The sequence below is a fragment of the Cobetia crustatorum genome (genome assembly GCF_000591415.1).
GTDB lineage: Bacteria > Pseudomonadota > Gammaproteobacteria > Pseudomonadales > Halomonadaceae > Cobetia > Cobetia crustatorum.
In genome coordinates, this window is record NZ_JEMF01000021.1 from 99601 (window position 1) to 124135 (window position 24535).

Here is a 24535-nt window from a genome sequence, read left to right on the forward strand (position 1 = left end):
CTACGCTCCTTCGCGCATCAGGGCCTCGATGGCCGCGACGGATTTGGGCACGCCATGACTCAGCACCTCATGGCCGTTACCCGTCACCACCACATCGTCTTCGATACGAATGCCAATGCCGCGATATTCACGCGGAATATCTGCCTCGTCAGGAATATAAAGCCCCGGTTCGACGGTCAGCACCATCCCCGGTACCAGCGGACGCGGTTCGCCATTCTCGCGATAGCTGCCGACATCGTGCACATCCAGTCCCAACCAATGAGAGGTGGAGTGCAGATAGAAGCGGCGATAAGCCTCATCACCAATCAGTTCATCAACATCGCCTGTCAGCAGCCCCAGTTCAACCAGGCCTGTCGTCAGGTCATGCACCACCTGCTGATGAATGCCGACCAGGGTTGCACCCGGCACGACAGCCGCGATAGCGCGCTCCTGTGCTTTGAGTACCACGTCGTAAAGAAGGCGTTGCGGCTCGCTGAAGCGGCCGTTGACGGGGAAAGTACGCGTGATGTCACCGGCATAGAGCGCGAACTCAGCGCCTGCATCTATCAGTACCAACTCACCCTCGACCAGCGGGGCGCGGTTCTCGATGTAATGCAGCACACAGGCGTTCCCCCCCCCACCGACGATGCTGGTATAGGCTGGCGCGGGTGCACCCTGCCACTGGAATTCATGCTCGATCTCGGCTTGCAGATGATACTCATGCAAGCCGGCACGGCTAATCTGCATGGCACGCACATGAGCGCGTGCCGAAATTTCAGCCGCGTGGCGCATGAGCGCAATCTCACGCTCGTCCTTGATCAGACGCTGCTCATGCAGCAAGGGAGCGAGGTCTTCAAAGGCGGACGGTGGGCGCGCACCACGACGTACGCCAGCGGCCAGCTCCTCACGCAGCGACTGAGCCAGTACGAGTGCCTCCTCGTCTTCAAACAGCACGTAAAGACGCTGGCGGCCATCCAGAAGCCCCGCCAGCACCTCATCACGCGCGTCATTGGTAAAGGCTTGGTCGAAGCCTGCCTCGGCGACAGCACCTTCAGCACCGACACGAATGCCCGTCCAAGCTTCGGCCAGCGGATCCTTCTCCTGACAGAACAGCACACTTTCGCCCTCGGCGCGGCCAGGCAACAGCAGCAAGGCTGCTTCAGGTTCCGGCCAACCCGTCAGGTAGTGGAAATCGCTGTTCTGACGGAAGGCGTATTCGCTGTCGCGATTACGCTGGGCAAGTCCGGACGACAGTACCAACGCAGCAGCATCTTGCGGCAGCTGCGCCATCAGCCGCTGACGGCGGGCGTGAAAGTTCTCCGCCGTCAGGGCGGCAGGCGCGGTCAGGATGGCAGGGGCAGTCGTCATGGCAATCTCCGTCGAGAACCCGCCGGGCATGGCCCGTCCGAGTCGCAAAAAGGCAAGATATGTTTGATGGGGTCAGCGGCCTCGTAAATCCAGACCGCTGACGAGCTCTGCATGCAGTCAATCAAGTGGCGATGAGCTCAGTATTGGGCATGGTCGACTTGGCACGCGATCGACCTGGTGCGTGACAGGCTTAATGCGTGTCCTGCCGAGAACTCATGCCGAGGCTACCTTCGAGGCCGCCTTCCGGCAGCTGGTCATCGCTCGGCTTCTCGACGTCCGGCTGACCCAGGTGCTGCTCGGTATAGAGCAGCAACGCGGCCATGCGCACGTGATCAGCCAGTGCAAAGAGATCCGCTTCGTCCTCGGCGTTGTCGTCGTCAAGATCAATGCCGTTTTCCAGCCCGGCCGAGATAGACTCGACATCGCTTAGTGCGTCCTTGAGCGCTCGGCTCCAGCCCTCACGAGCTTCGCTATCAGCGCTGGATAGCTCTTCCTGAAACCCAAGTGTCCATTCACGCAGACTCTGGGCACGCTCAGCCAGTGAGAACATCTCATCCGGCAGTAACGGTTCAAAGCTCATCTCGCTGGCGGCCAGACGCTCTTGATTGCGCGTGCGCCAGACAAGAAAGACTTCGCCAGCCTCACGCGTGGCGGGCTGTTCGACGCCGAGCGCCGCACACACACGGTTCAACCAGTCATCAGCACTGATGTCATCCAGCGCCAGTGCGGCAACCAGCTGGCCATCAAGGAAGGAAGGATTATTCAGGCTGCCGTGAGCCAGAAATTGGTCAGCGACAAGAGAGAAATCGAAGGTGTCATTGATGATTGCCATGGAGCGGGTCCGTTGAGTCAGTGAGTTAGGAATATGAGCAGAATACCTGCCAAGCCAGAAGGTACAGACTGAGTGCATAGACTGAACGCGACAAAATGAGTAGAAGCTCGAAGGCGGCCGCGCTACGTAGCGCGTTGACCCCCTAGAAGCGGCTCTCTATAGTGGCTCGGGAATGCCCCCATCTTACCGCACTGGCCCTCCTTCTGGCTTGCCGTCCTCGCTGCGACGGTGTCGCGCAGTCAGCAGGACGCCGCCGTCAATCTGGACGACGCCGGACATGGCCCGAGAGGACCGACATGAGCGAACCTGCCAAGCCCCGCAACACCACCGAGATCAGCCTGCTCGGTCGCAGCTATACCATCAGCTGTCAGCCTGGCGAGGAAGACGGCCTGACCCGTGCGGCGGCCTATCTGGATCTCGCCATGCAGGGTATCCAGCAGCGTGGCAATACCATCAGTGCCGACAAGGTCGCGCTGATGGCGGCGCTCAATATCTCGCACGAGCTGATCAATAGCCGTGACAGCGAGCGCGCCCTGCAAAACGACTTCGAGACACGCCTTGCCGTTCTTGATCGTCAGCTTGATGCCGCACTGAATCAGCTGCCGGCAGATTACGCCCAACGTGCTTCCGAGCGAAAAAATTCTTCAGAATCAAATAGCTGATCTTCATCAAGACCAGAATAGTCCGGGCAGGATTAGTCCTTGGGCCAACAGGCGGGGTTTGGTAGACTGGAAGAGTTCTCTGGGGTGTACGTCAGTTGCCGATGTCCCTCGAGCTTATAAGCTATTCCCAGGGAGTCCACTGTGCAGCACTGTGTGCATGTCCGTGCGTCGGAACGCCTAATGTACTGCGCGGGACTACCCACCTTGAACCGCTAGGTTCAGGGCCCCCGGTAACAACGGCATCTTGGAGAACCCTGCCTGACGGAGATTGTCAGGCATGCGCAAGCCCCCAACGGTATACGCCGCACCTGCGAGCCTCTACTCGCCCTCGCTTTCCCCTTCTGCACCCAGCACGACTCTCTGGCCTCTGCCGGCCGAGTTAAGTCATTCTGAGGCTGACCGCCGCGCCCTGCGCCGGTTGTTGCGCCAACGCCGACGTCATCTATCACTACGCGAACGTTGCAGTGCAGAACATGCTCTATTTCGCCAGCTGAAGCGCCTGCCTGAGCTAATGCGTGCCCGCACCGTCGCCCTCTACTTGCCAAACGATGGCGAAATCGACGCGACGCTTCTCTGCCAATGGCTGACTCGCCGCGGCGCACACGTCTACCTGCCAGTATTACGCCCCTTCGCCGATAACTCACTCTGGTTTGTGCGTTATGACAGCAGCACGCCACTGGTCAAGAACCGCTTCGGCATCGCCGAGCCCGACACCCGTTTTGGTGCACATAAACGTCGCAGACTACCGGCTTGGGCGCTGGATGTGGTGTTGATGCCACTAGTCGGCTTCGATGCTACCGGCGCGCGTATCGGTATGGGCGGTGGCTTCTACGATCGCAGCTTTGCTTTCACTCGCCGTCCAGGCCCGCGACCACGATTGATCGGGTTGGCGCATCATTGTCAGAAGGTGCCGGCCTTGCCGGTGCAGCCCTGGGATGTCCCGCTGGACGCCATCGTGAGTGATCGCGAGATAGTGCGACCCAGCCGTCAAGACTGAAGGCATGCGAGTCGAGTCGTGAAGGGGAGCGGGGGAAAAAGAAATGGTGCGAGAGAGTCACACACAGAGAGGGGCCAGAGAGAAGCCTTCCTCTAGAAACACCACTGCCGCCAGAAAGGCGGCAGTGCGGGATTCAGGACCCCATCACAGTCTGGGCGTAGCCGGTTGCGACAACACCAATCCCGAAGATGAACACCAGGGCCATGACCAGGTCGGGCTTACGTTTCATGAGAGCGGACTTCTTTTTATATCGTCGGTGGCTTTCGCGTGACGGTTGTCGATGACTGTCATCCTGACAGTGCTCAGATGATAGGCATCTGATCGCAGCATGACAATCGCCAAGCAACCGTTTGAATGAACGTTTTTCCACGTAGCCTTCCGCAGACTGCCGTCAATAGCCGCAAGGCCTGAAGAAAAAACAGCGTTCTGTATCATTTCCACTGATCACAGAAGAATTCTATGCGGCATTGCTGACAATCACACATAAAAAATCCCCCGCCTCCACATAGGAGAAGCAGGGGATTTTCTCATTCAAGACTTAACTAATAATCGCTGGTTCAGTGATACTCAAAACAGAAAACTTAAGCCAGGAACAGTCGATAAGCAGGATTGTCACTCTCTTTCCAAAAGCGATAACCAATTTCGGTGAAATACTCTTCGACCCGTTCACGATCTCCATTGGGCACCTGCATACCAATCAGGACACGGCCATGCGAGGCACCATGATTACGGTAATGGAATAGCGAAATATTCCAGTCTGCCGGCAAGTGAGTCAGGAAGTTCATCAACGCTCCCGGACGCTCCGGGAACTCAAAACGATAGACCTCTTCAGGCAAGCTGCTTGATGTGCGACCGCCCACCAGATGACGCGTATGCAGCTTGGCCAATTCATTATCGGTTAGGTCCTCAACCGCATAGCCCGATTCACGCAGCTTGGCCACTACTGCCGCACGGTCTTCACCGCCCGGCTTGACCTGCACGCCGACAAACACATGTGCCTCGTCAGGATTGGCATAGCGATAGTTGAACTCGGTCACCATGCGCTTGCCAATCACCTTGCAGAACTGCTTGTAAGCCCCGGGACGTTCCGGCAGCGTCACCGCGAGAATTGCCTCGCGCTGCTCGCCCAGCTCAGTCCGCTCGGCAATATGTTGCAGGCGGTCAAAGTTGGTATTGGCTCCGGAATTGATGCAGACCAACGTCTGCCCTTCCACTCCCGTCTGCTGCACATACTTCTTGAGACCCGCCAGTGACAGCGCGCCACTGGTTTCGGAGACAGCACGAGTGTCCTCGAAGATATCCTTGACCGCCGCACATATCTCGTCAGTGTTGACAGTGATCACTTCATCGACGGTATGACGGATGATCTCAAAAGGTGCTTCACCAATCTGCGCGACTGCAACGCCTTCGGCAAATACGCCGACCTGATCCAGAATCACACGTTCACCGGCCTCCATTGCCGCCTTGAGACAAGCAGCGTCTTCCGCCTCTACGCCAATGATGCGAGTCTCAGGACGCAGATACTTCACGTAGGCGGATACACCCGCAATCAGGCCACCACCACCTACCGGTACAAAAATCGCATCGATGTGACCGGGATGCTGGCGCAGAATTTCCATGCCGACCGTGCCCTGACCCGCGATCACGTCCGGGTCGTCAAAGGGCGGAATGAAGGTGTAGCCATGCTCATCGATGAGCGTACGCGCATGTGCCAGCGCTTCAGGGAAGGCATCGCCCTTGAGAATGACGCGGGCGCCACGCTCACGCACTGCCTGAACCTTGATCTCTGGAGTCACGCGCGGCATCACGATGACGGCCTTCACGCCCATCAACTTGGCGGCCATCGCCAGTCCTTGCGCATGATTGCCCGCTGAGGCTGCAATCACGCCGCAGGCCTTCTGAGCCTCCGTCAGCATGGCCATCTTGTTGTAGGCGCCGCGAATCTTGAAGGAATACACCGGCTGCAGATCTTCACGCTTGATGAAGATGTTGTTGCCGAAACGACGGGATAACAAAGGCGCCGGAGAGAGCGGTGTTTCATGAGCGGCTTCGTAAACACGAGCCGACAGGATTTTCTTGACGTAGTGTTCGAGCATTATGGGAATGTCCTGATGTGTCACAGCGCGGGCCGCATTGGCGCGACCGACTCCCATTGTTATCAGACCGCTGGCGAGAGCGTCCAGCGCCATCGTGACGTTTACCGTTATAATATGGCGTTTTCTGACGTTGCGTTACGTGTTTTCCATGCGATGTGATGGCACGTCATCGCCCTGTTACGCGTTTGATGCCGACTGATCCATCTCCCCCGACCCGAGGTATGACATGACCCAGGATGAGCTGAAGCAGGCCGTGGCCCGCGCTGCACTTGACGAGATTCGCCCGCTATTGAACCGCGACACCATCATCGGCGTCGGCACCGGCTCTACTGCCAACCTGTTCATCGATGCCCTGGCCGAGGTCAAGCATGACTTCGCCGGTGCCGTCGCCAGCTCCGAAGCTACCGCTCAACGCTTGAAAGGCCACGGTATTGATGTCTTCGAGCTCAACCATGTCGGCACCGTACCGGTCTATGTCGATGGTGCTGACGAAATTGATCCGCGCCTGGCGATGATCAAGGGCGGCGGTGCTGCGCTGACTCGCGAGAAGATCGTCGCTGCCTGTGCCGAGCGCTTCGTGTGCATCGCCGATGGCTCCAAGCAGGTCGATATCCTCGGCGGCTTCCCGCTGCCGGTCGAGGTCATCCCAATGGCCCGCTCCTACGTGGCGCGTGAACTGGTCAAGCTGGGCGCTGACCCTGTCTATCGCGACGGTGTGCTGACCGACAACGGCAATCGTATCCTCGACTGCTACAACTTTCTCATTGAAGATCCGATCACCATGGAAGCGCGCATCAACGCCATCGTCGGTGTGGTCACCAATGGCCTGTTTGCCGCCCGCGGTGCTGACGTACTGCTCATCGGTCGCGAAAACGGTGTCGAACGCATCACCGCTTAAGGAGGCTCGCATGATGACTTCGCTTCTCAAACGCAGCATGCGCATGGCGAAGCTGGCACTGCTGGCCAGTGCAGTAATGAGCCCAGCACTGATGGCCGACAGCAATCTGCCCATCAGTACGCCAGTCACCGTGACACTCGCTAATGGCGTCAAGGTACTGCTCAAGCCAGACCACAGCTGGGAATACCAGCTGGATGCGCCCGATACCGCAGCGTCGCAAGTCACCTCCGGCAACACGATACCAACCTCGGCGGCCATCCCGGTCACTGCGGCCGTTGCACCTGTCGGTAGCGCTCCTGTTGACAGTGCCTCAGTCGGTCGTGGCGGCGACTCGTCAGACAGCATCGCTGTTTCATCGAGTGCCAGACAGGCTCAGCCCGCTTCGCGCCTTAACGACAGTGCACTGGCCAACCCTCAGTTATTGAGCGAAGGTCATCGTGATGGTCTGGTGGCTCGCCTTGCCAAGGTGAACGTGAAGATGATGAGGCCGTGCTGCGATTCGAGCTCGACAATACCGCGGGACAGAGCATCATTGGTGTGCAGGCCAAGCTGCGCCTCTATGCTGATGATGGGCGCCTGCTGGCGACGCGCGAGGTACCGCTGTGGGTCGGTGAGTATCGCTTGCCGCAGACCTATCTGCGCCCCGGCCAGACACGTGACAGTCGCGAGGTACGCGTCACGGTTCCCGAAGGAGAATGGAGTCGCAAGTTGGTACGTGTCGAGGTGACTGAGGTCGAATTCCGCTAGCTGTCTCTTGGTATCGCCCGCGCGTCAACAAGGCATTCGTGGGACGTAAAACGCAAAGAAAACGGGAAGCCCGATAGGGCTTCCCGTTTTTCATACTGATTCAATAGCATCATCAGAACATGACGCAGCGATCAGAACTTATAGTTGATACTGAAGTAGTTACCGAAGCCAGTGGTGTCTTGGGTCCCAACGGGCGATGGAGATCCATCGACAAAGAACGCCATGTTGTTGTAGTACTTCAGGCCATAACCCAGCGCAAAGCGCTGAGTATGGTAGTAGATGCCGTTGAACCACTCGAGCTACTGTCACTACGCCCCACCTGGCTGCCCACTTCATCGGCCGCGAACTTGTAATCCAGATAGCCCTGATAGGCGATGAAGCTGCCATCCTCGAAGTTGACGAACGGCTTGAACCAGTTGGTGGACGCCATGTAGCCGTCCCACTTGCTTTCGTCTTCACCACCGTAGTTCTCACGCACGTAGCGGGCGTAGAGATTGAACCCCATCTTGCCGAACCACGGCACCTGAACATCACTGCCCAGACCCACGTAGTGCTCCCACAGACCGCCAAATTCACCGTTGTCGCCGATATTGGTGACGGTCGCGATATACAGTTCATCCACCGGACCGAAGGACAAGTCATAGCCGGTCATGGCGTCCAGTGAGAAGCGTGGGGCCAACTTGGCGAAGAAGTTGTCGCCGCCATTCTGGTCATCAGAGCTGTCATCGAAGATGTCGAAGAAATCGACGTAGCCATAGAGGTCGACGATACCCGAGCGGCCACCGAACTCCATCTCCAGGTAGGTATCTTCGCTATTGCGGAACGGAAGGCGGTTGTCTTCGCTGCGCATCAGATTGAAGGTCAGCCACTTGTAATCATTGGCATGGATATCGCCATTGAAATCGGTGGCCTGTGCCGGCGCCGCGGCGGTCAGCAGGGTAGTAGCGGCCAGCGCACTGGCTGCGACGGTCTTGAGCATAGTCATCGCGTAACGATCCTGTCTTGAATGATTCGACTGTTCGAATTCTTGTGGTTATTGCCCGCTGAACGGGTCTTGTCACTATCGGTCTGATCGAGCATGCAGAGGGCAAAACACTCGCAGGGCCCAATCTAGAAAGGCGGCGATGTTAGCACTTCCTCGCAAAAACGACAGACCGACATTTGGAGGGTTTTCAACTAGCCAATGCCATGGGTGTGAATATTTTCACACCCATGTCGATCAGCGCACCCTCCTCTCCAACTGCCGCCAATACCTTTCAGGCAGAGGCGGCAGCTTGACGATCAGGCCGCCAGTGCGAGGAAGAAGCCAGCGATCGCCGCTGACATCAGGTTGGATAATGTCCCCGCCAGTACCGCTTTGAGACCCAAGCTTGCGATCTCGTGACGACGCGTCGGTGCCAGGCTACCGAGCCCCCCAAGCAGAATGGCGATCGACGACAAATTCGCGAAGCCACACAATGCGAAGGACAGCACCGCCATGGTATAGGGCGTCATGATCGCCCCCGTGGCCGCGACAAGAGTGTCGCCGCTGAGGTAAGGCGCAAGATTGATGTAGGCAACAAACTCGTTCACGACCAGTTTCTGGCCAATGAAGGAGCCGGCCAGCGTTGCTTCGCTCCACGGCACCCCCAACAGGAACGCCAACGGCGAGAACAACCAGCCGAGAATCATATCGAGACTCAGGCTACCCATGCCAAACCAGCCACCGACACCACCGAGAATGCCGTTGATCAGTCCGATCAATGCAATGAAGGCCAGCAGCATCGCACCGACATTGGCGGCAAGTTTCAAGCCGGAAGATGCACCAGATGCCGCAGCGTCCAGCACGTTGGATGGCGCATCATCATCCTTGAGCGTGGCGTCAGCCACTGCGATGGAATCATCCGGCTTCTGCGTTTCCGGCAGCAGCAACTTGGCGAACAGCAGACCACCCGGCGCTGCCATGAACGAGGCCGCAACCAGATATTCCATCGGGATACCGAGTGCTGCGTAACCGCCCAGCACGGAGCCTGCAACCGATGCCAGCCCACCGCACATCACGGCAAACAGCTCCGAACGCGTCATGCTGGCCAGATATGGCTTGACCACCAGCGGTGCTTCGGTCTGTCCGACGAAGATGTTGGCGGTCGCGGACAATGACTCGGTACGCGAAGTCCCCAACAGTCGCTGCAAACCACCGCCCAGCAGGCGGATCACCCACTGCATGATGCCGAGGTAGTAGAGCACTGCAATCAGCGAAGAGAAGAAGATGATGATCGGCAGCACCTTGATCGCGAAGATGAAGCCAACGCTGCTACCGGGATTGGCCAGGCTGCCAAACAGGAAGCTAATCCCCTGATCGGCATAGTTGACTACCTGACTGACCCCACCGGACACCGCCGCCAATACATCCTTGCCAAAAGGCGTGTAGAGCACAAAGGCACCGATAGCCAGCTGGATGGCAAAGGCGCCACCCACCGTACGAAGCCGAATAGCACGTCGATTCGATGACAGTGCCACGGCGATAAGGATGAGCGATGCCATCCCGACCAGACTCATGAGGGGATTCATTGGAAGGATCCTGAATGTTCTTGTGGTTGTTATGGGAAATGCTGTGCAGATACGACATCAACCGAGCGTTTCTCAACGGATGACAGTGTTACTCTGCATTCTCAACATGTTCAAAAAGTCACATACTGACCAAATAGTCAATACGTTCGTTTGAACATTTTCCGACTTGCCATACAGTGGCTTCGTGAGACCTTTGCCATCGATTTACAGGTTCTCCCTGTATGTCAGTGGTTTATCATCTCTGCGCGACACATCGCGTGACTCGACAGCGCCACGCTTCGGCCAACGCTTCATCATCGTTATCGGCAAAAAAGGACACTGCCGCATGAACAATCACAGCGCTGTACGTCTCGATCGCCTACAGGCCATCCTGCGTGAGGGTAGCCCTCTACCACTGAGTGACGCGGCACAGTTATGTGGTGTCTCGGAGATGACTATTCGCCGCGATGTGGCCCACAGCAACGGCCTATTGGAGATTCTTGGCGGCCGTCTGCTATTGGCAGAGGCTTCCGCTGGTAGCGTCTATCGCCTGGAGCGTGAAATCGATGCCAGCGCTCCGATAAAGCAAGCACTATGCCAGCAGTTGGCGAGTCATATCGAGGATGGTGACACCTTGTATGTCGATTGCGGCACGACGCTGGTCCACTTGGCTGCAGCACTGAACCGCCAGCAGACATTGACGTTAGTGACCTGCGCTCTGAATGTTGCCAATGCGGTTGGTCATCTGCCCGGCGTTCGGTTGGTCATGCTCGGTGGGCTGTTTCACGCCGCTACCCAGTCCTTTACCGCCACCGATATGCCGGAAACGATCCGTCGCCTCGGGATCAACAAGGCCTTCATCTCGGCCGGCGGCGTACATGCCAGCCGTGGCGTCAGTTGCTTTCACTTCCATGAAGTGGCCGCCAAGCAGGCGGCGCTGGAAAGTGCCATGCAGCGCTTTCTGATCGTCGATGCCCGTAAATTTGAAATGGTGCGGCCCGCCTTTATCGCGCCACTCAGCGACTTCGATGTGGTGATCAGCAATAGCCATCCGGCAGCGCGTGATTGCCTGGGCACACTGGACCCAGAGCTGTGCGTGACAGCAGAGATGGTTGATTGCCACCCAAGCATCGACTGAGCGAAGGGCTATAAAAACAAAAGCGCCGCACAATTGTGCGGCGCTTTTGTTTTGAAAAATCGGTTAGTGCCCGCAAAAGGCGCGCTAACCAACTCATGCGGGCAACAAGATGGCAATCTCCGCCAAGGAGCCTGACAGTGCGCCACGATTACGTGCAACTACCTGACGGGCCGCTTCACCGGCCTGCTTACGCATTACGTTATCCGCGAACAGTGCGGCGACGGCAACCGCTAATGCCTCACTATCAGCCACCACCTGCAACGCACCTTCTTCCGTCATCACTTCAGCGATCTCGTTGAAGTTAGCCAGCGACGGGCCACTCAACAGGGGTAGTCCCAGCGCAGCAGGTTCAAGCATGTTATGGCCACCGACAGGCACCAGACTGCCGCCCACAAAAGCGATGTCACTGGCAGCGTACAGTGTGAGCAACTCTCCCAGAGAGTCACCCACCAGTACCGAAATGGCCGGGTCGCTCAACGAGCTTGCAGCATGCATGTGGCTGCGACGTAGATTCGTTTCTTCTCGTGACTGACACCACGTGTCGCTCTGAGCCGCTACCGCCTCGAAACGCTGCGGATGGCGTGGCACCAGCAGCAGCAACGCGTCAGGGTGCTGTGCTCGTACCGCCGCATGCGCCGTCAGTATCTGAGCATCCTCACCTTCATGCGTTGAAGCCGCAATCCAGACTGGGCGCCCATCAAATTGCACCTGCAGTGCCTGTCCGCTGGTGATCACCTGTGGAGAGACCTCAAGTTCAAACTTGAGTGACCCCACCGTGACGCCGCGAGCAGCCGGTAGCCCGAGTGCAATGAAGCGCTCCAGGTCTTCTGGCGCCTTGGCGCCCAACCAGCTGACATTCGCCAGACTCTCGCGCATGACGCTCGCCACCTTTCGATAGCGATCGAAAGCGCGCGGTGATAGACGTCCATTGACGACGCCCAATGGCACCCCCTCTCTGGCACATGCCGCCATCAGATTCGGCCACAGCTCGGTTTCCACCAGGATGGCAAGCGCCGGACGCAGGCGTGTGACGAAGCGCCGTGCGGTGCACGGGAAGTCCAAGGGTAGATAGTGATGACGAGCAGGCGCCAGCACCGCACTGCCTTCAGGACTGTGCAGAAGCCGCGCGGCCTGTGCGGCGCCTGTGGCAGTCATGGTCGTCATTACCAGCGGTCGCGTGGGATAGCGACGGCGCAGTGCCTCGACAAGACTCGCTACCATCACCACCTCACCCAGTGAGGCAGCATGTAGCCAGATAGGACTCTCGAGCGCGGGTGTGCTTGAAGGGGTTGCTGGAATGATGCCCAGCCGCTCGCAACGCGGATGCTGGTCATCATGCTCGCGCCAGACCCGCTGCCAGATCAATGGCGACAGCAGGGTCAGGGCAGCACTATAGAGGCCACGGGCAAGGCTCACACCTAGTCCTCGCGATCAAGAATAGTGGCGATCATCGCGGTGGTGGAAACGCCATCCTCGAAACCAAGCACACGCACCTCACCCCCATTGGCAATCACGGCCTCGCCCCCGGCGATTTCTTCAGGCAGATAATCGCCACCCTTGACCAGCACGTCGGGGAGCACAGCTTCGATCAAGCGCGCTGGCGTATCTTCCGCAAAGGGCACCACCCAAGCGACCGCCCCGAGACCGGCCAATACCTGCATACGGCGCATTATCGGATTGATCGGACGTGTCGGGCCCTTGAGGCGTGCGACGGACGCATCATCATTGACCGCAACAATCAGGCGATCACCGAGACGCGCGGCCTCCTGCAGGTAGGCCACGTGGCCAGCATGCAGGATGTCGAAACAACCGTTGGTCATGACCACGCGCTCACCGCGTGCCTGTGCGGCACGTACTGCGGGAATCAACGTATGCTCCTGAATCGCGCCAAACTCTGCCAGCTTGTCGCCATGCAGCGCGGTATAGAGCTCAGCGACCGACAGTGTTGCGGTACCCGGCTTGGCGACGACAAGTCCCGCCGCCAGGTTGGCCAGCATCACAGCCTCCGGGAAGGCATGGCCCGCCGCCAGTGCCAGCCCGAGCACACCAATGACGGTGTCACCGGCACCCGTGACGTCATAGACCTCACGCGCATGCGTCGGCAGATGCAGCGGCGCATGACCTTCGCGAATCAGGGTCATGCCCTTTTCACTACGCGTGACCAGCAGCGCTTCCAGTGCCAGTTCAGCGCGCAGTTTCTCGCCCTTCTCCGCTAGCTCTTCATCGCTACGGCATGGGCCGACGATGGTCTCGAACTCGGTCAGATTGGGCGTGATGATGCTGGCGCCACGATAGCGTGAGAAATCACTGCCCTTCGGATCGACGAGCACACGCTTGCCCGCAGCTCGCGCTGCGGCAATCAGTACCTCGACCTGGTTCAGCGTACCCTTGCCGTAGTCGGAAAGAATCATCACGCCGCTGGCGCCCAGCTCCGCCTCGACATGACTCACCAGCTCATCGGTATCCACCTCATGCAGCGGCTCCTCGAAATCGAGCCGCAGCAGCTGCTGGTTGCGGCTCATCACGCGTAGCTTGGTGATGGTCGGTACGCTGTCACTGGACTGAAAACGCGTGATGACATTGGCGTTTTCCAGCGCGCGCGTCAGGATGGCGGCGTTGTCATCCTGGCCCACCACGCCTGCCAAGGTGGCATGCGCTCCCAGCGAGGCAATATTCAGCGCAACGTTGGCGGCACCGCCGGGGCGATCTTCGCTTTCGTTGACACGGACCACCGGCACCGGCGCTTCCGGCGAGATACGTGAGGTACCGCCGTGCCAATAACGATCCAGCATCACATCACCCACGATCAGCAGGCGAGCCTGTTCCAGCGCAGTCAGGTCAAGCTTCATCAGGCGTCTCCGCGTGCAGAGGGGGAATCAGAAGGGGCGGCATCAACAAAGGTGTCTGTTGAGACAGTGGGCACCGGGAGTCGTTCGCAGCTTTGATGGCTCACGACGCCGTCAGTATCCGCCAGCAACTCGGTCAGCCGCGCGATGACATCCTCAGCACGAATCAGGCTCATCGCGTCCTGATGGCGTACCCGCTGGCCCCAGTTGATCTCATCCATGCGCTTGTGCAGATACGTCTCCACCGCATCCGGATAGCGATTGGCCACCAGATGCTGCCAGCAATAAGGCGCGGCGCGCTCAGGATTGGTCGTGGCGTACAAACCGATCACCGGCGTATTCAGGGCATTGCCCATATGCACGGGGCCGGAGTCCGGCGCGATCACGGCGACGGCGCGGTCGATCAGTGCCAGCAAGCCCTTGAGCGAGGTTTCGCCGATCGCATCAATGACGGCGCCCTCACTGACCATCGCCTTGATGCGTGCGCCCATTTCTCGCTCCTGTGGGCTACCGCCTCCTGTCATCACGCTGCGGATGCCGTATTGCTGCCAGGCGTGATCCACCACCGCGGCATAACCTTCAGCTGACCAGTTACGGAAGTTGCGCAGACGCGGATTGGCGCAGGGACTGATCACCAGATACGGCGCTTCCCCCGTCACTCGCGCGGCTTCGACGTAAGCTTCATCAGGTACGTCAAGATGCCAATCGAGACGACAGTCCTCAACGCCCAGTGTGCGCGCGAAGTCCATGAACGACTCCAGGACATGAGCACGCTCACGCGGCGCCAGCTGATGCGAGGTGAAAAGGTACTGCCAGTCCTTGGCGCGTGCACGGTCGTAACCGATGCGCACATCAGCCTTGAGGCCGAGCGACAACGCACTCGCACGCAGCGCCTGCTGCATGTGCAACAGCACATCGAAACGAGTGTCCTTGAGCTGACGCCAGATGGAGCGCATACCGGCAAGCCCGGTAGACTTGTCGTAGACCACGAATTCGACCCCGGAAAGGCCGGACAGTAGACTGTGCTCCCCCTTGCCGACGATCCAGGTAACGCGTACCTCAGGCCATTGGCGCTGCAAGGCACGCACCGTCGGCACAAGATTGCAGACATCGCCGAGAGCGGAGAGCCGGAGCACGCAGATATGCGCGGGCTGGGCTGGAAGAGGATGCTTCATGCGGATGGCAGTTTTCCGAAATGAGAATGCCTACATTCTATATGATGGCGAAACAGCGCCACAAATGACGCCGGACTGGTTCACGCCATCGTTCTGGCGTAAACACGCTGCCGTGACCGGTGAAGCTCCGGGGCGAGGAGCCAGTTTATTCCTCGCGCCCGCGCGGCTACCGGCCTCGCTACAGCATGAATCCCCGGCTCAAGCATTGGCCCGACAGTGGGCACTTCGCCCTTATCGACGCGGAGGCCTGATCGCGAAACTTGCCAGTCACCGCTACGTCTATACCGGACTGGAGCGTACCCGCGCCTTCGCTGAACTGCGCCTGACGGCCCAGCTGCATCGTCAGGGCCTGCCAGTGCCAGAACCCGTTGGTGCCTGTGTCTGGCGTCATGGCTTGACCTACGAAGCGGCGCTGATCACGGTGCTGATTCCCGGTGCGCATGCCTTCGCAGATGACCTGATGACGCTACAGGCATTGGAGCTGTCCACCAACGAGCCAATGCCAGCGGCCATGCTCACTCTACTCGACACCACCGGTCGCGCCATTCGTGCCGTGCACGATGCGGGTCTTGAGCATGTCGATCTCAATGCGCGCAACCTGCTGGTTGATGAGACTGGGCACGTCTACGTGATCGACCTGGATCGTTGCCAGCTACACGACGATGCGCCACAGGGTGCAAGCTGGCGCGGAGCCAATTTGTCCCGTCTCGCTCGCTCGCTCGCACGTTTCTGCCCAGATCATCATGCTGCCTGCCTGGCGCATATTCACGCAGCCTATCACTCTACCGACCAGGCCATCTAAGGGCACTGCCCGCCAGGCAGTGTACGATACTGGCAGGAAACGTCTTTTGAGATCGACCTTGAGGCCAAGCGCGTCATGTCCGAGATTGCCACGAATGAGACCGTCATGAATTCAGCCGACGAGACCCCGCCCGCCATGAATCCCGATCGCGCGAGCACTTCCACCAGTAACAAGATCACGGGCTGCGTCATCACGCTCAATGAAGCACACAACATCGAAGACTGCCTGCGCTCGTTGGCACAGGTCTGCGATGAGCTGATCGTGGTCGATTCCGGGTCCAGTGATGCGACCTGTGAGCTGGCGCGCAACATGGGGGCCAGCGTGATCGATCAACCCTATCTCGGGGATGGGCCACAGAAGAATGTCGGCCCGGCGCAAGCGACGCACCGCTGGGTGCTGTCCCTGGATGCTGATGAGCGTCTCACTGACGGTGCCGTCACAGCCATTCATGGCCTAGCGCTCGATAGCACACCGCATGATGGCTTCGCGCTGCGCCGTCGTAACTTCATTGGCTCACGCTGGGTGCGTCACGCTGGCTGGTACCCTGATTACTGCCTGCGCCTCTATGACCGCGAGAAGGTAGCCTTCCGTGACTCGCGCCAACACAGCTCGGTACAGGCCACCAACCCCTGTGAGTTGGACGCGGACCTTGAGCACTATAGCTTCGCCAATCTTGGTGAGCTATTCGTCAAGGCCAGCGGCCGCTTCTCGAATCGCGCCGCCAAGATCATGTATCAAAAGGGAAAACGCGCCAACGCATTCACGCCATTCCTGCATGGCAGCAATGCCTTCATGCGCAAATTCGTCTTCCAGGCGGGCTTCCGCGATGGCGTGGATGGTTTCTCGGTGGCACTGTCCGCCAGCGTCAACGCCTATCTGAAATACGCCAAGCTGCTCGAATTCCAGCGCGATGCCAAGGTGCGCGAGGCAGAGGATTTCAACAAGGTATGGTGACCACGACTGCCACGCCCGAAAACGCCGCCCTTTCCATGATGCGCCCTCTTCACGTGCGTCACGTCAATCTGGCACGTGGGTTTCGCGGCGGCGAGCGTCAGACGCTGAATCTGATCGCGGATCTAGCGCGGCGCACAGCCGAAGGTGAGGCAATCAACCAATCGCTGGTATGCCTCACCGGCTCGCCATTGATTACCGAACTGGCGGCACTTGAGCTGCCCGTCACGGTAGAGGTGATCGAAATCAGCGGGCGCTTCAGGGGCCATCGCGGTCGGCCACGCGCCGATATCGTGCATGCGCATGAAGCCAAGGCGGTGCATTGGGCATGGCTACACCAGCGCCTGACAGGGACTCCCTATCTATTGACGCGTCGTGTACCTCAGCCGGTCAAGAACAAGGCTTTCAACCGACTGACCTATCGCGCTGCGGCCTGCCGTGTGGCGATTTCCTCGGTAATCGAAGCACATCTGCGCGAGCGTCACTGGGGCGAAACCGCTCTGATCCCCAGCACCCTCGCCCATCTGCCCAGTGATTCCGAGTCCGTGGCGGCACTACGTGCGCGCTTCGGCAATACGCCCGCAGGAGGCCGCTTCGTCATCGGGCATGTTGGCGCACTGGTAGATCGTCACAAGGGCCAGCGCCTGTTGATCGAGGCCGCACGTCTGCTGCGCGCGAGTCATCCCGGGTTGCTGTTCGTCTGCCTGGGTGCAGGGGAAGATGAGGCGGCCTTCAAGGCGGAAAGTGCTGATCTCGACAACCTCGTCTGGGAAGGTTTCCACACCAATGTCGGCGACTACCTCGACGCCTTTGATCTGTTTGCCTTTCCCTCACGCAATGAAGGGCTGGGCTCTATCCTGTTGGATGTGATGGATCACGGTGTCCCTGTCATCGCCAGCAACGTGGATGGCATTCCCGATATCGTGCATGACGACCAGACTGGCGTGCTGGTACCCGGTCAGGATGCTCAAGCACTGGCAACAGCTATTACAGCGCTCTCCGAGGATGCGCCCCGCCGTGAGCGACTCGTCACTGGTGCGCGTGCTCATCTTGCCCGCTTTACCCCCAGCGCCATGGGCGAGGCCTATCTCGCGCTTTATCGGCGATTGATGCGCTCAAGATAGCTCGCTCAAGATACGTGGCAGTACAGAAATATGCCAAGATCCAAAAAAGCCTGTTTCATGTGAAACATCTCACATGAAACAGGCTTTTTAATTTTTATAAATCAATGCATTATCGGAAAAATATCAATCATCGAGATCGCGTAGATCAGGCCACCCCTCATCTATCTTCAGGTCAGGGTAGGCCGTCGGGTCCAGTGGACCTGCCTCGCTTTCAGGATGACAATCGCGCAGGGCCTCGCTCAAAAGGCGTAGCGCTTCGTCACCCTCAGCGCCCACCGTGACCCGCTCCCAGAATTCACGATGCACTGCTTTCACGACCACCGGCACGCTGGGTACGCCCACCTGCTGCGCCATCGCCAAGCGATGCAGTCCCCGGTTGATCTTGAGCAGACGGCCATCGCGCGAGACTGCCACACCCATCTCATCCTTGGTGATGCCCTGACGGAAACCATTGCGTGACATGTCCTGCAGGTAGCCACGATAGCACTGCAGATATCCCAGGATACGTGCCTCACTATCCAGCAGGAGGCCATCACGCGGTGATGACCACGGCTTGCCGGCCTCCAGCAACGCTTTCAGACGCTGATAGCGCTCGATCACCGTGAGATCATCACCATGTTCGATCAGATCACGCATCAAGCGTGAACGCGTGCCGTGACGAAAAGCACCACGCCGCAGGTCCCATTCGCCATCCCAGATAAAGGCATTGGAGGACGGCCGCCTGCGCTTGTCACGCCCGAAGTTGACGTCGCGCACCAGTTCTCGCGGATTGACCCAGACTGTCAGCGCCTCCTGACCGAGAACAGACTCCACCGCGTGGCGTGGCAATCCGCGCCGTTCAAGTCCGCCATGGCGCCAGCGTGATGCCTGCCAACGCGATAACCACCCGCGACTGAACGGCAGAATCAGATGCTTCTCGCACCAGCCACGTAGCGCCTCGAGACGATGTGCACGACGCATGGCGCCACGCATACGTGGATGAATGAGGTCTTCTGTCGTGCGAATGTGCTGCGAACTCACCGGCAGTCCTCATCAAGGGTGTATGGCGTCATCACGAAGGCAGAGCTTCCTGGTTGTCATCGGCAAGCGTGATCGCTGCCAGAAGCCGCTCAGGCGGCAGATGGTTCAGACAGTTGGTATGTCCCAGCGGGCATACGCGCTTGAAGCACGGCGAACACTCCAGCGCCAACCAGTGAATCTCGCGATTGGCCGTCAGCGGTGGCGTGTAATGTGGCGACGAGGAGCCGTAGATTCCCTGAATGCGGGCCCCAACAGCAGCAGCGACATGCATCAGCCCCGAATCATTACTAACCACTTCCTGACACTCGGCGATCAGATCCACCGCATCTGCCAGCCGCGTCTTGCCGCACAAGTTATGCACGCCCGGCAATCCTTGGGCAATCTCCTCCCCTGCCGCGACATCCTTGGGGCCACCGAAGATACGCACCTCTGCACCTGCCTGAGTCAAGGATTCTGCCAGCGCACGAAAGTGTGCCAGCGGCCATTGTTTGGCTGGGCCATATTCCGCCCCCGGCATCATGCCGATGATGGCTTTGGGCGGTGCGACCAGCCCCAATTCCCCACGCAGGCGCGCCTGGTTGGCACTATCTGTCTCAAGGTGCGGCTCGAGGATATTGGCAGGTGGATTGGCCTCAACGACCGGTAGCCCAAGCGAGGTGAAGCGCTTGACGGTCTGATCGAGCACCGACTTGTCGAGCTTGCGACACTCAGTCAGCAGGCCGTAGCGCTGCTCACCGGTGAAGCCAACGCGTACCGGGATACGGGCGAAGAACGGCACCAAGGCTGACTTCCACGAGCGCGGCAGTACGATGGCGCGATCAAAGCGCCCACGCAACGCGCGCCCCAGCTGCCAGCGCGCCTTGAGAGCAAAGTCACCATGCCCTGCTGGCAGCGCCAATGCCTCTTCCACCTCGGGCATGCGCTCAATGATCGGTTGCGACCAGGCGGGCGCCAGCACACTGATCCGGCAGCCGGGCGAGCGCTGCTTCAACGTCATGAACAGGCTCTGCGCCATCACCATGTCGCCGACCCAGCTAGGTCCGACCACCAGAATGCGCTCACTCATGCCTTGCTCCTCTTCACGGCCAACCCTCTTTGCGGATGCTCGCCATCTCGGCTCGCCTGCCCCATCACACTTGCGATGCAGGTCTTCAAGCTCAGCGATTCAGCCATTCGAGATAGGCGCGGGTGCCCTGGGCGACGGTCTTGAATTCGACGTTGCAGCCCGCCTTGCGCAGCTTGCCAATGTCGGCACGCGTGTAACTCTGATAGCGGCCCTTGAGGTTTTCCGGGAAGTCGATGTACTCGATCTCGCCCTTCTCGTAGTACTCGATGACGGTCTCGGCGATCGCCTTGAAAGGCTCGGCACGGCCGGTGCCCAGGTTGAAGATGCCGGAGGCTTCCGGGTGATCGAGGAACCACAGGTTCACATCAACCACATCACCGACGTAGACGAAGTCACGGCTCTGCATGCCGGCTTCATAGCCATCGTAGGCGCCGAACAGCTTCGGGTTCTCGCCCGCCTTCACCTGGGTGTGATGGTGATAGGCCACGCTGGCCATCTTGCCCTTGTGCTGCTCACGCGGGCCATAGACGTTGAAATAGCGGAAGCCGACCACCTGGGTGGTCAAGCTATCCCAGCGCTGACGGACATGCTGATCGAACAGCAACTTGGAGTAACCATAAACGTTAAGCGGCCCTTCGAACTCCGGCGTCTCCTTGAAGACCTGGCTATCGCCATAGGTCGCTGCAGAGCTGGCGTACAGCAGCGGGATCTGGTTTGCCTCGCAGAAATTGAGCAACACCTTGGAATACTCGAAGTTATTCTCGAGCATGAACTGGCCATCCCACTCAGTGGTATCCGAGCACGCGCCTTCATGGAAGATCGCCTCGATTTTCGGAAGCTCAGCGTATTCACCCATCAGGCTCGACTGGACGCGAATCAGAAAGTCGTCCTTGTCGAGATAGTCGGCGAGGGTCAGATCCGCCAGATTGACGAATTTGGTACCGTCACTCAGGTCATCCACCACCAGAATGTCGGTACGGCCGCGGTCGTTGAGTGCCTTGACGATGTTGGCACCGATGAAGCCGGCACCTCCGGTAACGACGATCATGTTGAGCTCCCATAGCCTCTAGAGGCTTGTACGCAATGCGTTCGTGCATGGACGCGACGCATCAGAATTTGGAAATGGCACGCACTCGGTTTCATCTGCGGCCTATAACCCTATAAGCGGGGATTGTATACTTGGCAGTTCTCGAATTCATGGGCCAACGGGCTTCACCAATGACACAGCCAGACGTGAAAACCTTCCAGGGCCTGATTCTGGCCCTGCAGCAATACTGGGCCGAACAGGGTTGCATCATCCTGCAGCCTTTGGATATGGAGGTTGGGGCAGGGACTTTCCACCCGGCGACCTTCCTGCGTTCCATCGGACCTGAAACCTGGAACGCTGCCTACGTGCAGCCTTCCCGCCGTCCTACCGACGGCCGCTATGGCGAAAATCCCAATCGCCTGCAGCACTACTATCAGTTCCAGGTGGTGATGAAACCGTCACCGGCTAACCTGCAGGAGCTCTATCTGGGCTCACTGGAGCGTCTGGGCATTGATCCGCTGGTCCACGACATCCGCTTCGTCGAGGACAACTGGGAATCTCCGACGCTTGGCGCCTGGGGCCTCGGCTGGGAAATGTGGCTCAACGGCATGGAAGTGACGCAGTTCACCTACTTCCAGCAGGCAGGGGGTATCGAATGCTTCCCGGTCACCGGCGAGCTGACCTACGGTCTTGAGCGCATCGCGATGTACCTGCAGGACGTGGACAGCGTCTACGACCTGATCTGGACCACCGCACCGGATGGCTCGGTCGTCACCTATGGTGATGTCTTCCTGCAGAATGAGAAGGAGCAGTCCGCCTACAACTTCGAGCATGCTGCCGTGCCGGAGCTGTTCGCTGCCTTCGATCACAGCGAAAGTGAGTGCCAGAAGCTGCTAGCCGCCAATCTGCCGCTGCCAGCCTACGAGCAGGTACTGAAGGCATCACATACTTTCAATATGCTGGATGCCCGCCACGCCATCTCGGTCACCGAGCGTCAGCGCTATATTCTGCGCGTCCGGACGCTAGCACGTGATGTGGCGCACGCCTATTACGCTTCCCGCAAGGCCGCAGGATTCCCGCTGGCGCCGAAGGCGCTGCGTGATGAATTGCTCGCTGCCGATGACACCATTACCGAGGGAGACGCGTAAGCATGGCCTCCGTGAATACTCTGCTGATCGAACTGGGCTGCGAAGAACTGCCGCCGGGCGCCATCGATGCACTGGCTGAAAGCCTGGCCAATGGCTTGGCCGATAGCTTGCGCGACGCTGAAGTTTCCTTCGGCCAAGTCCGCGCCTACGCTACCCCGCGTCGTCTTGCAGTCATGATCGAGTCACTGGCCGAGCGCCAACCGGACCGTGAGATAGAGAAGCGCGGCCCGGCCAAGGCCGCCGCCTTCAAGGACGGTGAGCCGACACGCGCAGTGCAAGGCTTTGCCCGCTCCTGTGGTGTCGAGGTCAGTGATCTGATTGAGCTGGAAACCGACAAGGGTACCTGGCTCGGCTACCGTCACACCCAGCCGGGCGAGCATCTCTCCGCCCTGCTGCCGACCATGCTTGAGCAAGTGGTGGCGCGTCTGCCAGTGCCCAAGAACATGCGCTGGGGTGCTTCGCGCATCGAATTCTCACGCCCGGTACATTGGCTGGTCGCGTTGTACGGCAGTGAAGTCATCGATTCGAGCGTACTCGGCCTCAATGCTGGCCGTACCACTTTCGGTCATCGCTTCCACGCCCCGCAGGCCATCACTCTGGCCCACGCCGAGGACTACCTCGACGTGCTGGAAAATGCCCGTGTGCTGGCCAACCGTGAGGTACGCCGCGAGCGTATTCGCGAGCAGGTCCAGGCCGAAGCAGAAGTCTATGGTGCCAACGCCGTCATCGACGAGGCGCTGCTCAACGAGGTCAATGGCCTCGTGGAATGGCCGGTCGCACTGACGGGCACCTTCGATGAGCGCTTCCTGGAAGTGCCATCGGAGTGCCTGATTTCCTCCATGAAGGCCAATCAGAAGTACTTCCACCTGCTCAATGATGACGGCAAGCTCATGCCGGCCTTCATCACCGTCGCGAATATCGAGAGCAAGGACCCGCAGCAGGTCATCTCCGGTAACGAGAAGGTGATTCGTCCGCGTCTGGGCGATGCCGCCTTCTTCTACGAGACCGACCTGCGCAGCACGCTGGAATCGCGTCGCGAGAAGCTCGAGAGCGTCGTCTTCCAGCAGAAGCTGGGCAGCATGGCTGACAAGGCACGCCGCAGCGAAGCCGTGGCACGTCATATTGCTGAACGTATCGGTGCTGATATCGATCACGCCGCACGCGCCGCACAGCTGGCCAAGACCGACCTGGTCACCGAGATGGTGCTGGAGTTCCCGGAACTGCAGGGCATCATGGGCCACTACTACGCCCGTCACGATGGCGAAGATGCCACCGTCGCGCGTGCGCTGGAAGAACAGTATCTGCCGCGCTTCGCCGGCGATGCGATTCCCACGACCAAGGCAGGCATGGCGGTCGCCCTGGCAGACCGTCTCGACACCCTGACCGGCATCTTCGGTATCGGTCAGCGTCCGACGGGCGCCAAAGATCCGTTCGCACTGCGTCGCGCCACCATCGGGGTGCTCAACATCCTGATCAAGGGCGAACTGGATCTCGACCTGCGCGAGCTGCTGACCGTCAGCGCCGAACAGCATCGTGATCTGCCCAAGGCCGAGGGTCTAGTCGAGGACGTGCTTGAGTACATGCTCGATCGCTTCCGCGCTTGGGCCAATGACGAAGGCATGGGTGCCGAGCTGTATCTGGCCGTACGCACGCTGAAGGTCAGCAACCCGCTGGACTTCGCACGTCGTCTGCGCGCAGTGCACGCCTTCGGTGAGCGTCCGGAAGCGGCCGCATTGGCTGCTGCCAACAAGCGCGTGTCCAACATCCTTGCCAAGGCCGAGCACGATGGCCGTACCGAGGTGGACGCAAGTCTGTTGAGCGAAACTGCCGAGCAAGAGCTGGCAGAAGCCCTCAAAGCACGTGGCGCCGAAGTGGCACCGCTGTTCGCGACTGCGCGCTACCAGGAGGCTCTCGATGCACTGGCCAGCCTGCGCGCGCCGGTCGATGCCTTCTTTGATCAGGTCATGGTCAATGCTGACGATGCGGCCGTACGTGCCAATCGTCTGGCGATGCTGGCCAGCCTGCAAGGCCTGTTCATGGGTGTGGCGGACATCAGTCTGCTGACTCAGTAAGGCACTGTTGCGCTCGATAGTATTATCGAGCGCAACCTATGTAACACGCAAAGAACCC

The 24535-nt window shown here is 59.3% G+C and carries 19 protein-coding genes, 1 other RNA gene and 2 pseudogenes; 11 read left to right on the forward strand and 11 right to left on the reverse strand.

Translation table 11 applies throughout. From position 1 onward, the window contains the following. Both pepP and BF12_RS0106310 read right to left on the reverse strand, forming a co-directional pair. Positions 1-1347, reverse strand: coding sequence for a Xaa-Pro aminopeptidase (pepP, locus tag BF12_RS0106305; RefSeq protein WP_024951538.1), 1347 nt, complete (start codon positions 1345-1347; stop codon positions 1-3). A 190-nt stretch (positions 1348-1537) separates the two neighbouring features. Continuing rightward, on the reverse strand, positions 1538-2179 hold the full coding sequence (locus tag BF12_RS0106310; RefSeq protein WP_024951539.1) for a UPF0149 family protein: 642 nt from the start codon (positions 2177-2179) through the stop codon (positions 1538-1540). Positions 2180-2475: 296 nt separating this feature from the next. Here BF12_RS0106310 and BF12_RS0106315 point away from each other — a divergent pair, with 296 nt between their 5' ends. The 3 genes from BF12_RS0106315 to BF12_RS0106320 all read left to right on the forward strand — a co-directional run bounded on the left by BF12_RS0106315 (position 2476) and on the right by BF12_RS0106320 (position 3838). After that, positions 2476-2841 (forward strand): cell division protein ZapA, encoded by a 366-nt coding sequence (locus BF12_RS0106315; protein ID WP_024951540.1) that lies wholly within the window; start codon positions 2476-2478, stop codon positions 2839-2841. Positions 2842-2914: 73 nt separating this feature from the next. Continuing rightward, positions 2915-3096, forward strand: a non-coding RNA gene (gene ssrS, locus BF12_RS21585) — 6S RNA. Between the two features lie 22 nt (positions 3097-3118). Beyond that, a complete protein-coding gene (locus BF12_RS0106320) occupies positions 3119-3838 on the forward strand; it encodes a 5-formyltetrahydrofolate cyclo-ligase (protein WP_084487996.1) in 720 nt (239 codons plus the stop codon). A 581-nt stretch (positions 3839-4419) separates the two neighbouring features. Here BF12_RS0106320 and ilvA read toward each other — a convergent pair. After that, complete coding sequence (ilvA, locus tag BF12_RS0106330; protein ID WP_084488002.1) at positions 4420-5991, reverse strand: threonine ammonia-lyase, biosynthetic; 1572 nt, start codon at positions 5989-5991, stop codon at positions 4420-4422. Between the two features lie 169 nt (positions 5992-6160). On the opposite strand from ilvA, the gene rpiA reads away from it, so the two are divergent. Together rpiA and BF12_RS23740 are read left to right on the forward strand one after the other, a co-directional pair. Further along, on the forward strand, positions 6161-6832 hold the full coding sequence (rpiA, locus tag BF12_RS0106335; protein WP_024951543.1) for a ribose-5-phosphate isomerase RpiA: 672 nt from the start codon (positions 6161-6163) through the stop codon (positions 6830-6832). 91 nt (positions 6833-6923) lie between these two features. Next, positions 6924-7579: pseudogene (locus tag BF12_RS23740) on the forward strand (DUF3157 family protein). 131 nt (positions 7580-7710) lie between these two features. Here BF12_RS23740 and BF12_RS18990 read toward each other — a convergent pair. Both BF12_RS18990 and BF12_RS0106355 read right to left on the reverse strand, forming a co-directional pair. Continuing rightward, positions 7711-8564, reverse strand: a pseudogene (locus BF12_RS18990) (outer membrane protein OmpK). Between the two features lie 296 nt (positions 8565-8860). After that, positions 8861-10129, reverse strand: coding sequence for a NupC/NupG family nucleoside CNT transporter (locus tag BF12_RS0106355; RefSeq protein ID WP_024951546.1), 1269 nt, complete (start codon positions 10127-10129; stop codon positions 8861-8863). Between the two features lie 325 nt (positions 10130-10454). On the opposite strand from BF12_RS0106355, the gene BF12_RS0106360 reads away from it, so the two are divergent. Next, positions 10455-11246, forward strand: a complete 792-nt coding sequence (locus BF12_RS0106360; protein ID WP_024951547.1) for a DeoR/GlpR family DNA-binding transcription regulator — start codon at positions 10455-10457, stop codon at positions 11244-11246. A 93-nt stretch (positions 11247-11339) separates the two neighbouring features. Here BF12_RS0106360 and BF12_RS0106365 read toward each other — a convergent pair whose 3' ends face one another. The 3 genes from BF12_RS0106365 to BF12_RS0106375 are packed head-to-tail and all read right to left on the reverse strand — an operon-like array spanning position 11340 to position 15267. Next, positions 11340-12662 carry a 3-deoxy-D-manno-octulosonic acid transferase gene (locus BF12_RS0106365; RefSeq protein ID WP_024951548.1) on the reverse strand — a complete coding sequence of 441 codons (1323 nt, stop codon included), beginning with the start codon at positions 12660-12662 and terminating at the stop codon, positions 11340-11342. A gap of 2 nt (positions 12663-12664) precedes the next feature. Further along, entirely contained in the window at positions 12665-14095 is a 1431-nt protein-coding gene (gene hldE / locus BF12_RS0106370) for a bifunctional D-glycero-beta-D-manno-heptose-7-phosphate kinase/D-glycero-beta-D-manno-heptose 1-phosphate adenylyltransferase HldE (protein ID WP_024951549.1), read from the reverse strand. Continuing rightward, the gene (locus BF12_RS0106375) at positions 14095-15267 is read right to left on the reverse strand and encodes a glycosyltransferase family 9 protein (RefSeq protein ID WP_024951550.1); all 1173 of its coding nucleotides are present in this window, start codon (positions 15265-15267) and stop codon (positions 14095-14097) included. The genes hldE and BF12_RS0106375 overlap by 1 nt, the downstream gene beginning before the upstream one ends. Between BF12_RS0106375 and BF12_RS0106380 the strand changes: the two genes are divergently transcribed. The 3 genes from BF12_RS0106380 (at position 15266) to BF12_RS0106390 (ending at position 18144) form a co-directional block, all read left to right on the forward strand. Beyond that, complete coding sequence (locus BF12_RS0106380) at positions 15266-16069, forward strand: 3-deoxy-D-manno-octulosonic acid kinase (RefSeq protein ID WP_024951551.1); 804 nt, start codon at positions 15266-15268, stop codon at positions 16067-16069. The genes BF12_RS0106375 and BF12_RS0106380 overlap by 2 nt on opposite strands. Positions 16070-16174: 105 nt before the next feature. Then, complete coding sequence (locus tag BF12_RS0106385) at positions 16175-17023, forward strand: glycosyltransferase family 2 protein (protein WP_246116470.1); 849 nt, start codon at positions 16175-16177, stop codon at positions 17021-17023. Next, the gene (locus BF12_RS0106390; RefSeq protein WP_024951553.1) at positions 17017-18144 is read left to right on the forward strand and encodes a glycosyltransferase family 4 protein; all 1128 of its coding nucleotides are present in this window, start codon (positions 17017-17019) and stop codon (positions 18142-18144) included. Before BF12_RS0106385 ends, BF12_RS0106390 begins: the two co-directional genes overlap by 7 nt. Positions 18145-18267: 123 nt before the next feature. On the opposite strand, the gene BF12_RS21065 is transcribed toward BF12_RS0106390, so the two are convergent. The 3 genes from BF12_RS21065 to rfaD form a co-directional block, all read right to left on the reverse strand. Continuing rightward, positions 18268-19164: a hypothetical protein gene (locus BF12_RS21065; RefSeq protein WP_024951554.1), complete on the reverse strand. Its 897-nt coding sequence runs from the start codon at positions 19162-19164 to the stop codon at positions 18268-18270. 31 nt (positions 19165-19195) lie between these two features. Continuing rightward, complete coding sequence (gene waaF, locus BF12_RS0106400; protein WP_024951555.1) at positions 19196-20230, reverse strand: lipopolysaccharide heptosyltransferase II; 1035 nt, start codon at positions 20228-20230, stop codon at positions 19196-19198. A gap of 91 nt (positions 20231-20321) precedes the next feature. Beyond that, positions 20322-21278, reverse strand: coding sequence for an ADP-glyceromanno-heptose 6-epimerase (gene rfaD / locus BF12_RS0106405; protein WP_024951556.1), 957 nt, complete (start codon positions 21276-21278; stop codon positions 20322-20324). A 170-nt stretch (positions 21279-21448) separates the two neighbouring features. Between rfaD and glyQ the strand changes: the two genes are divergently transcribed. After that, positions 21449-22405 (forward strand): glycine--tRNA ligase subunit alpha, encoded by a 957-nt coding sequence (gene glyQ, locus BF12_RS0106410; protein WP_088743589.1) that lies wholly within the window; start codon positions 21449-21451, stop codon positions 22403-22405. 2 nt (positions 22406-22407) lie between these two features. Further along, the gene (gene glyS / locus BF12_RS0106415; protein ID WP_024951558.1) at positions 22408-24477 is read left to right on the forward strand and encodes a glycine--tRNA ligase subunit beta; all 2070 of its coding nucleotides are present in this window, start codon (positions 22408-22410) and stop codon (positions 24475-24477) included. Positions 24478-24535: the final 58 nt, after the last annotated feature.